The organism is Brucella sp. TWI432, from assembly GCF_039674445.1.
Taxonomy (GTDB): domain Bacteria; phylum Pseudomonadota; class Alphaproteobacteria; order Rhizobiales; family Rhizobiaceae; genus Brucella; species Brucella chromiisoli.
Genome location: NZ_JBDJNL010000041.1, coordinates 1 through 6999 on the forward strand (window position 1 = coordinate 1; position 6999 = coordinate 6999).

Genomic DNA, 6999 nt, shown 5'->3' on the forward strand with positions numbered 1-6999 from the left:
TTCAGAAAACGGTTAAAAGACAAAGAGATAAAGCCGTGCATCCCGGGTCGCAAAAACCGTAAGAAGCCTATCAAGTATGACAAACGTCGATACAAGCGGCGTAATCGTATCAAAATCATGTTTGGAGACTGAAAGACTGGCGAAGAATTGCTACCCGTTATGATCGCTGCCCGGTCGTGTTCCGTGCAGCAATAGATCTTGCAGCAGCCGTTATATTCTGGCTCGGAAAGAAATGAGTCCTGAGCCTAAGGATAGTTACCCGGCTATCGTTGTAAATAGAAACGGAATATTCATTCATCTGGTGTTGCCATTTGAGGACAGTGCACAGAGCGCGAGAACGGCAGGCACGGTTTGCACGAAGGCGATCTTCCTGCTGACGGTCGCCGAACCGTAAATGCCGGCGACGGCCACGCAGATCAGGAAGAACAGCTTGAAGGCATATCCATCCGCTTGCAGGAAAAGACCGACGATAAGCCCCGCGGCGAGAAACCCATTATAATGCCCCTGATTGCCAGCCAGAACTTTGGTCTGGCTGGCAAAGTCTGGCGATAGGTTGAACGCGCGTCGGGTCTGGGGCCTGGTCCACAGGAACATTTCCAGCACGAGGATGTAGATGTGCAGTGCTGCGATCAGGGCGATGAGGATATTCGCGATCATCGGTCTTTTCCCCTGCCGCTCAAGGCTTTAACAGCACTTTGCCGGCCTTGCCGGGCGCCAGACAGGCGCACACTGCATCAGCAATCTGGTCGAGCGGGAAGACCGCCTCGACCGGCAGATCAAGCTCGCCCGTCGCGACCATCCGTAGCAATTCTCCGATCAGGGCAACGCGCTTTTGCACCGGCATGGCGGCGCTAACCTTTGAGCCCCAGAACCCTTTCACGACCGCCTGTTTGAAGATCAGATCACCCGAGGAAAGCTGCATCGGTTCGCCGGCCATGGTGCCGAACGACACGAGCAATCCGCTCTCGCCGAGCAGGTTCAGAAGATCGCCGCTGGCCCTGCCGCCGATGGAATCGACGGCTGCACGGATGAACGCCCCGCCGGTGATGGTGCGCACACGATCTTGCCAGCCATCAGTCGCCGTCGAGACTGCGTTGGCGATATTGAGGGCCGCGAGCTCCTCTATCCCGGCATCGCGGCGTACGAGATTGACCACATGCACGCCGCGTGCCGCCGCCAGTATCGCTAGCGTCTTGCCGACCGCGCCGTTTGCGGCGTTCTGAATCACCCATTCACCGCTCTTCACCTCCAGGAAATCGAGAAGCGAAATGGCGCTGAACGGCATGGCGATAAGCTGCGCTGCGGCCTCGTCGGAAATTGCGTCCGGGACGGGGACCAGCCCGGCTGCCGGAGCGAGGAAATACTCGGCCCATGTCCCGTGGACGGATGCAACGGCGACCCGCTGACCGACAGTCACGTCGGTCACTTCATCACCCAGAGCATCAATGGTGCCCACGGCTTCGGAGCCTCCAATTGCGGGTAGTTCTGGCTTGTATCCGTAGCTGCCGCGAACCGTCCAGATATCATGATTATGGATCGGCGACAGAATGGTCCTGATCCGCACCTGACCCGGTCCAGGTTGAGGAATAGAGCTTTCACCGAGGGCGAGGACGTCGGCTGGTTCGCCGAATGCGGCGTGAATTGCACTTCTCATGATGGAAAATCCTTTAGATTGTGGTGACGTGCGGGCGCACATTGATGTTGCTGCGGGTAGCGTTGGAATAGGAGCAAATCTGATGCGTCGCCTTGGCCATTTCCTGAGCGGAACCCGCATTGAGGCCGGTGATCTGCCCAATGTCGACCCCGGCGGGGCCCTTGCTTGCCGCAAGATCCAGCTTCCTGTTTTGGGCGAGTTGGTACAACGCGCTGTCGAAACACGCGGCATACCCGATAGCAAACAACTGCTTGGGGATGCGCTGGCCTTCTTGGCGCAGGGCATGGCCAGGTCGCGGGTGAGGCTGTCATCATCGAGCGCCGCGTGACCTTAGCGGCCACACGTGACTGTTACGCTGGATCTATAGAAAACCTTCATTGGTCGGCTCCTTTTTACACGGGGTTGTGTGGTGGCTCGCAGGCGAGAAGCCGCTCGGTCGCGGTCATGGCCTGTTCCATCGGGATGCGGGTTCGAGTCAGCTTTGCGAGCAGCGCAGCGCCAAGCCACATCTGATAAAGCACCTGCGCCAACGCAGCAGGGGCTGGTCCGGGTGGCAGCGAATCGTCTTCGCGTGCCTCGGTGATCAGTCCGGAAATCCGCTGAAGCAGCAGCGCTACGCCATCGCTCAGGACAGCCCGCATGGGCTCTGACAGGTCCGCGACTTCCGCCGAGAGCTTGACGACGAGGCAGTCCTCGGCCCAGCCGCCAATCACGTCACGCGCAAGCGGATCGTCAATCCAGGCTTGCCAGTAACGCATCAGGCGCTCGCGTGCTGTCACGGCTTGCAGCGACAGCAAATGGTTGAGCTGCTGACTGTAATCATCCACATAGTCCTGCAAAAGCGCGCAACCGAACGCCTCCTTGGACTGGAAGTAGTGATAGAACGAACCTTTGGGCACACCGGAAACCTTCAGAATCTCCTGAAGGCCGAGGGCGGAAAAGCCCTTTTTCAGCACGAGGCTGTAGCCGGCATCAAGGATGTTCTGCCGGGTCGTTTTAGCTTTGGGTGTCAATATCATGAGTACCATATAATATATAATAGACCGGTCGTCTAGTTGTGATGTCGGAGGTTTTTGCTCTGCCGCCAATCACGAATCGACAGCTCTCGATCTGCCAAATCGCATGGCAGATATCGTTCTACATAAATCTCCGTTACTTCGATCTGGCGAAGAACGTGAGAGCTGCGAAGGCAAAGGGTGCCTGTCGCTGACGAATGGTCTTCACGCAACTGAAATCGATTGCGAAGCGGCTACTCGAACAGCATGAGTCGCCCATGGTTTCTGTTGGTGTGCCAGGGCCTTCATTGCTTCGATTGCCTGATCATATGACGATTTCTAGCGAATGCCCGTATCGGTAGTTGCGTGCCCCCGCAACCAACGATACAGCAAACCCGTAGCAGTCGCTAAGGGTTTTGTTGTTTTACTAATCTTACCAATGGCTTGCTGCTCCGTCCAGTTCAGGATCGTGCCGAGTTCGCCGCGCAGCGTTGCATCGACCTGGCCACGTTTTGCGCCAGGCTTGAGAACAATCCGTTCAATTAACTGGCGCAGGTGCTGCGAGGCAGTCTGTCGCTCATCGGAACTGTTCAGCGCTTTTGTGAGGGCTGCGACTTGCTTTGCATAGACCGCGGAAGCGCTTGGCAATATGTCAGGCATGTCATCAGTTAGATTGGTGAGCAGGGTGGTGAGTTCAGCCTTTCGCGCTTCCAATTGATCCATCTTTTGTTTCATGGACGGATGATACATGCCGTCCGCAATGGCTTCGACGATTTGTGAAACCTTGGTGCTGATTGTTTGCAGCTCCGATTGCCAGATTTTGGCGTTAACACGGTGTTCACGGTTTAACCGGTTATTCTCTTCAACAAAGCTGCGCATTGCGTCAGCGACTATCTCTGGCGTCATCATGCGGTGTTCAAGCCCAGCAAGCACACGTGTCTCCAATTCTGAACGTGCAATCGTTCCGCTGTTTGTGAAAGTGCTTTTGCTGATGAGGTTTGAGCAAATAAATCGATCAGAGCCACGAAAAGAGCAGGGACCCTGGCAAATACCGCAAGTGACGAGGCCAGACAAAAGCGATTTTGGTCTGCGGGTTCCGTTGAGTTGATTTTGCTTATGATGGTCGCCGATCGCTTCGGTGACGTTTGCGAACTGTTCAGCAATCTCGCCTTGTCGCGCACGCACCGCTTGCCAGAGTTCATCGTCGATGATCCGCAGTTCTGGAACGGCCTTTATGATCCAATCAGATTGTGGGTTGAGACGCGAGATCCGTTTGCCAGTTGATGGATCCTTGACGTAACGCAGCCGGTTCCAAATCAGGCGGCCAATATAAAGTTCATTGTTTATCAGTCCGGTACCGCGCTTCACGTGCCCCCGAATGGTCGTGTCGTTCCAGAGCTTGCCGCCAGGTCCGGGGACGCCTTCCTTGTTTAACTGTCGCGCAATTGTTCTTGGACCAATACCGCTCGCGAATTCTGAACATATCCGGCGGATGATGATTGCTTCATGCTCGACAATCGCGCGTTCCCGGCGTGATACGGCTCCATCTTCATCGAACTGTCGAACGGGGCGATAGCCATAGCATAGGCCGCCCCCAGATTTGCCGGCTCTGTTGCAAAAAAAAGATTGATTGGCAGATAATAACCTGTTCTGAGAAACAGGAGCAGGAAATGTCTGATTTCAAGTGGCGCCATTTTCGGGGTGAGATTATCCTTTTGGCAGTGAGGTGGTATTGTCGCTACGGTGTCAGCTACCGTGATCTTGAACAGATGATGGGCGAACGAGGCGTGGCAGTCGATCATTCCACGATTTATCGCCGGGTTCAAAAATATGCCCCGAAGATCGAAAAGCGTCTGCGCTGGCACTGGCGCCGGCCACAATCTACGAGTTGGCGTGTGGATGAAACCTATGTGAAGGTCCGCGGGCAATGGACTTATTTGTATAGGGCGGTTGACAAGTTCGGTAACACGATCGACTTTTATCTGTCGCCGACCCGCAATGCCAAGGCGGCCAAGCGATTTCTGGGCAAGGCGCTGAATGGTTTGAAGGATTGGGAAAAGCCAACCACTATCAACACTGACAAGGCGCCGACCTACGGCATCGCGATTGCCCAACTCAAAGACCGAAGGCAAATGCCCGGAGGATCTCGTCCACCGGCAGGTTAAGTATCTGAACAACGTTGTTGAGGCGGATCATGGCAAGCTGAAACAACTGATCAAGCCGGTGCGAGGGTTCAAGACCTTGAAATCGGCCTATGCGACGATCAAGGGTTTTGAGGTCATGCGGGCGTAACGCAAGGGCCAAGCTGCTATTTTCAATCTCACCGGCGATATCCGTGGAGAAGCCCGGATTGTCAAACGAGCTTTCGGCATTGGACCGTGCGCACTCGCAGAAGTGGTGTCGCTGCTCGCGCAGAAATTCGAAGGTCAGCCCTCGTGACGGCGGAGAAAACAGGACCACACCAACCAACTGGAATTGTTGCAACAGAGCCCCCAAGTTCTTCTTCGCACTCGTTAGCCCGATCAGCAGATCGGCGATCTGCTCGTTCTCTTCGTTCAGCTTGGCGCTGTAACGGTAACAGGTCTCGCTGACACCAAAGATACGGCAGGCCAGTGCAATGCTGACCCCGCGTAGCGCCACGGCTTTCCTGGCCATCTCTTGGCGTTGAGATGACCGCGTCATTTTTTTCCTAGAGCCTCTTTTAAAAGCTTTGTCTGCATGCTCATCTCGACATACATCTTCTTGAGCCGACGGTTCTCATCGTCCAGAGCCTTCATCTGGCTGATCATCGACGCATCCATGCCGCCATACTTGGCGCGCCACTTGTAGAATGAAGCGTTGCTCATTCCATGTTCGTGACATAGCTCCGGTACTGGAACGCCACCTTCTGCCTGACGCAGGATCGCAAGAAGCTGCGGTTCGCTAAATCTGCTTATCTTCATCAACAATCTCCTCGATCATAATGCCGAGAAAATTCTACTTTTAAAGCCTGTTAATTGCCGGGGGGATTACCCTGTCAAACTCGACTTCGTCTGCTCCAAGCAGTGGCGAAATAAAAGAAAACTACTCGCGCTTCTTGGCGTATGCTATAAACCGGATAGACAAACGCAACACTTATTGAGGATGCTTAACTCATTATATGATTAACAGTCTTTTCTATCGACTATTCAAATCTATTCTATTTCCAATTGTTCGGGATGGGCATCTTCCGTTATTTAGTCCCGCCGGGTTCGCAATCAAAGTGAGCGTGTGCATTGTTCCCATAGCCATACTGTTATATGTTCTGGCAATTACGGTCGCGATGCAAATGGGGCTCGTTTTGTATCCGGTTAATGCATTAGCGGTGGGAACCGTTGTAACTGCCACGCTGGCGTTTACAATTTCATTCGCTGTGACCTACATTAATTCTGTTGTTTTTCAGAAGCTGCTGAATTCGTATGAAAGGTCTTTGAACTTGAGCAGAACTGACCCATTGACTGGGTTGCTCAACCGGAAGGGTGTGAGGGATTACGTCGATCAGTTCCCCGGCCCTCTGGATATCGCAATAATAGACATCGATAAGTTCAAAAGCATCAACGATTCCCACGGCCATGCTGTCGGTGACGCCGTTATTGTAAATCTCGCGTGTATTTTGAGGGCAGTCAGTGAGAAACGGGGGTTATGTGCTGGGCGGCTTGGAGGCGAGGAATTCGTCGTGATATCCTCAAATCCGTTAGGAAACGAATTCATCTCTGTTTGCGAGTTCTTGCGTAGCAGTGTTGAAGAAAGCCGCGTCAGTTGCGAAGTAGTAACCGTTAATTATACGATATCCATAGGCATCGCGCACGGGTCTCACAGCGAAAGCTTTTCAGACGATCTACATAGGGCGGATGCAGCGTTATATAATGCAAAGGGCCTCGGCCGTAATAGGGTGATCACGGCTTAGGCGGGTAAAAAACTGGTCTTCACTCAAGATATCTGGCCACTTTTGAAATACTCTGAGTTGCTTTGGTGCGTGGATCAGTAAATTTACGCACGTTGTTCTTTGATGTTGGTTCTATTCTGTTGTTTTTTGACGCGAACTGAATCCATACGGGCACATGCCAGCTTCCGATTGAGAATGCTGCAACGACGTGAAGCTTCCGCGTGTTAGTTGGTAACGGAACGGGCGTTCAAACGAAGACCTCCATTTTGCTTGTACCGGCTCATCGCGGTTTCGTCTAGGTCGTGCACTCATAAATAGTCTAGCTATTTGAATGTATTAGTGATTCAAAGGTCTCGGATTTGGAGGTCTTTGATGTCACGTCGCCGCTATGAACTTACAGAACGCGAATGGTCGATTATTGCGCCGCTGTTGCCATGCAAACCGCG

7 protein-coding genes and 4 pseudogenes are annotated in these 6999 nt (G+C 53.4%); 5 read left to right on the top strand and 6 right to left on the bottom strand.

What is annotated here, in order from left to right:
• A pseudogene (locus ABE527_RS21180) lies at positions 1–236 on the top strand (transposase); the annotation flags it as partial.
• Between the two features lie 58 nt (positions 237–294).
• Here the strand turns inward: ABE527_RS21180 and ABE527_RS21185 are convergent.
• Both ABE527_RS21185 and ABE527_RS21190 read right to left on the bottom strand, forming a co-directional pair.
• Positions 295–657, bottom strand: a complete 363-nt coding sequence (locus tag ABE527_RS21185) for a DUF1304 domain-containing protein (RefSeq protein WP_499695634.1) — start codon at positions 655–657, stop codon at positions 295–297.
• A 19-nt stretch (positions 658–676) separates the two neighbouring features.
• Entirely contained in the window at positions 677–1654 is a 978-nt protein-coding gene (locus tag ABE527_RS21190; RefSeq protein ID WP_499695635.1) for a zinc-binding dehydrogenase, read from the bottom strand.
• An 82-nt stretch (positions 1655–1736) separates the two neighbouring features.
• Here ABE527_RS21190 and ABE527_RS21195 point away from each other — a divergent pair, with 82 nt between their 5' ends.
• The gene (locus ABE527_RS21195; protein ID WP_499695636.1) at positions 1737–1982 is read left to right on the top strand and encodes a hypothetical protein; all 246 of its coding nucleotides are present in this window, start codon (positions 1737–1739) and stop codon (positions 1980–1982) included.
• A 64-nt stretch (positions 1983–2046) separates the two neighbouring features.
• Here the strand turns inward: ABE527_RS21195 and ABE527_RS21200 are convergent, their stop codons facing one another.
• The gene (locus ABE527_RS21200) at positions 2047–2673 is read right to left on the bottom strand and encodes a TetR/AcrR family transcriptional regulator (RefSeq protein ID WP_499698235.1); all 627 of its coding nucleotides are present in this window, start codon (positions 2671–2673) and stop codon (positions 2047–2049) included.
• Between the two features lie 315 nt (positions 2674–2988).
• A complete protein-coding gene (locus ABE527_RS21205; protein ID WP_499695638.1) occupies positions 2989–3582 on the bottom strand; it encodes a DNA resolvase in 594 nt (197 codons plus the stop codon).
• A 183-nt stretch (positions 3583–3765) separates the two neighbouring features.
• Between ABE527_RS21205 and ABE527_RS21210 the strand changes: the two genes are divergently transcribed.
• Entirely contained in the window at positions 3766–3933 is a 168-nt protein-coding gene (locus tag ABE527_RS21210) for a hypothetical protein (RefSeq protein ID WP_499695639.1), read from the top strand.
• On the opposite strand, the pseudogene ABE527_RS21215 reads toward ABE527_RS21210, so the two are convergent.
• Positions 3883–4167: pseudogene (locus ABE527_RS21215) on the bottom strand (recombinase family protein); the annotation flags it as partial. The gene ABE527_RS21210 and the pseudogene ABE527_RS21215 sit on opposite strands and share 51 nt — an antisense overlap.
• Before the next feature lie 152 nt (positions 4168–4319).
• Between ABE527_RS21215 and ABE527_RS21220 the strand changes: the two are divergent.
• Positions 4320–5088, top strand: a pseudogene (locus tag ABE527_RS21220) (IS6 family transposase).
• Between the two features lie 51 nt (positions 5089–5139).
• On the opposite strand, the pseudogene ABE527_RS21225 reads toward ABE527_RS21220, so the two are convergent.
• Positions 5140–5591 (bottom strand): annotated as a pseudogene (locus ABE527_RS21225) (transposase); the annotation flags it as partial.
• A gap of 365 nt (positions 5592–5956) precedes the next feature.
• On the opposite strand from ABE527_RS21225, the gene ABE527_RS21230 reads away from it, so the two are divergent.
• A complete protein-coding gene (locus ABE527_RS21230; protein WP_499698236.1) occupies positions 5957–6574 on the top strand; it encodes a GGDEF domain-containing protein in 618 nt (205 codons plus the stop codon).
• Positions 6575–6999: the final 425 nt, after the last annotated feature.